Source organism: Streptococcus fryi (genome assembly GCF_053206505.1).
The window spans coordinates 1-2045 of the sequence record NZ_JBRUGW010000068.1 but is presented as its reverse complement, the minus strand read 5'-3'; the positions used below and the strand labels follow the sequence as shown (position 1 = coordinate 2045).

At 33.8% G+C, this 2045-nt stretch carries 2 protein-coding genes and 1 pseudogene; all 3 read right to left on the bottom strand.

Annotation, left to right across the window (positions count from 1 at the left end; all coding sequences use genetic code 11):
• Positions 1 to 250: 250 nt before the first annotated feature.
• The gene (ybiA, locus tag ACVRZH_RS10020) at positions 251 to 694 is read right to left on the bottom strand and encodes a riboflavin biosynthesis intermediates N-glycosidase (RefSeq protein ID WP_447455132.1); all 444 of its coding nucleotides are present in this window, start codon (positions 692 to 694) and stop codon (positions 251 to 253) included.
• 15 nt (positions 695 to 709) lie between these two features.
• Positions 710 to 1324 carry a hypothetical protein gene (locus ACVRZH_RS10015; protein WP_447455131.1) on the bottom strand — a complete coding sequence of 205 codons (615 nt, stop codon included), beginning with the start codon at positions 1322 to 1324 and terminating at the stop codon, positions 710 to 712.
• Positions 1325 to 1334: 10 nt separating this feature from the next.
• A pseudogene (locus tag ACVRZH_RS10010) lies at positions 1335 to 2045 on the bottom strand (hypothetical protein); the annotation flags it as partial.

The following is a 2045-nucleotide window of genomic DNA, read 5'->3' as shown; positions in this document are numbered from 1 at the left end:
AAGCCATTGTAAATTGGCCAATCTATTGAACCATCTGCCTTCAAATATGAGCGATATCTAACTGGCGTTAACTGACCAGTTGCTTTATCGATATCATAGGAAATTTTATGCCTTTAGAACAATAAAAGCAGTTTACCCCAATATATTAAAAAATTCTGAAAAGTTCCGCGTTATAGCTTCAACTACTGAATCAAAGTCATCACTTTATAGCTAACCTATTTCAAAGGAGTTAATTTTAAAAAATACTAGTCTAATCCATACGAAGTTTATCTCGAACTTCCATTAAAATTTTGCCTAACATATTTTTTCCTGAACCATCACCACCATCTCCCCAATAGCCATCATTTATAGTATGTTCAATAATTTCAAGATGAGCTGTTGACAGTAATAATTCTTTCAATATAGTGTTTTGCTTAAACTTTTGTTCAACAGCATAAAACATTACATCTTGCTTAATCTGCTCCCAATCTTCCTTAAGTGGATTCATTCTATTTCGTCCCTCAATAGCTGCATCCATTGGATTGGAAAGTAATCTAATTTTTTCACTAAGCTCTTTAGACTCAAATTTTTGAGCTTGAAAATAATGCTCACTTGTCGGCCAATATAGACCAGAGTCATCAAAAAATCCATAGGGAGAAAAATTTGAAAATTCACCAAAAGGTTCATTGATTTTATAAAATTTAATATTTTCCATACTTATTTTAACAAATTATAAAACATCATCTCGGTCTAAAGAATATTTATTTATAAAATTTTCCACAAAATTTTTATCGTAAGGATTTATTAACCTCAAATCACTTCTTACACGCCATAAAAAATTACTTTGCTCCACAGTTAGTTCTTCCAGATTTTTCTTTACCAATCCTATTATTTCTTGGCGACTACTAGAAAGTTTCAAAAAAGTAGTTAATGGATCTAAATCGTACATCTCTAGGAACGAATCTTGAATAATTCTTTTTATGTATAGATTGACTTTATTATCTACACCTTCCTTCTCTCCTGCACCATTATTTATCCAATATAATATCAAATTATCTAATATGTGTTTATTGGTTTCATCATATCCATATAATCTATTTATTATGTACCCCTTTAATAAGTCTTTATCAAAAAGTTCAGTTAAACAATTAAAGCCACTATCATATCCCCAAGCGGTTAATAACATGGATACCTCAAAGAGATATTCTCCGTGCTGTAATAGCTCCTCTAATTGTCTTACTCTAGTAGATGAGATATCCTCTTTTTCTAGTTCAGATGCATCTATAGCATAATCCGCACCTTCTGGTATCTCATATAACAATTTCTTAATGTGTGATTCGTGCATATTGCCTCCTCTATTTATGATTTATATATTTTTTAGGAACTATTCCTTTGATTAGTACCTCACCATCCCTAATAACATTCTGTAAATCTAAATTTGCCCTATCCAAGGCTAACAAATTCTTTGGTGTAGGATTGTTAGTGTATCTTACTTGAGCCTGTTGAACTCTGTTAGTAAATTGACTCACCAATTCATCGTGTGTAATAATTTCAACATCACTCATACGCCCAGCATCAATATCCAGTTGTAACTTACGTGTTTTTATGGATATTTGCTGATTCCCATAATGTTTGGTGCTGTTAGAAACAGTTAAATCTGTAGTAGAAATATATGGAGATTCTGATGAATTTCCTCCTCGAACGTGACTTACAACACTACCAGTTCCATTTGGATTAGCTGGTACAAGATTACCGTCTCCATCAATATAGGCTTTAGGTGCTCCTTTATGATTACTTTGAGAATAAAAATTATTATCGGAGCGAGAAACCACTTTAGGTACTTCCTTACTTGGTCTATTCAAACTAAACTTACTTGCCGCTGATGATGCCGCATAGCCTCCTAAAATACTTCCGACTAAGTTGGCTCGTTGCGCATCGGCTTCACTGCCTCCAAGCAGTTTTGTTCCGTGATAACCCGCCTGACCTCCGACAAAACCTCCTACCTCACCTATCGCAAACTCAGCGAGGCCTTTAGTCACACTCTGTGTTTGTCCAATGGGTATCAT

What these genes read in the sequence shown, in the direction of transcription:
- ybiA (WP_447455132.1), bottom strand. Translation starts at nt 694, where the DNA reads ATGGAAAATATTAAATTTTATAAAATCAATGAACCTTTTGGTGAATTT.
- ACVRZH_RS10015 (WP_447455131.1), bottom strand. Translation starts at nt 1,324, where the DNA reads ATGCACGAATCACACATTAAGAAATTGTTATATGAGATACCAGAAGGT.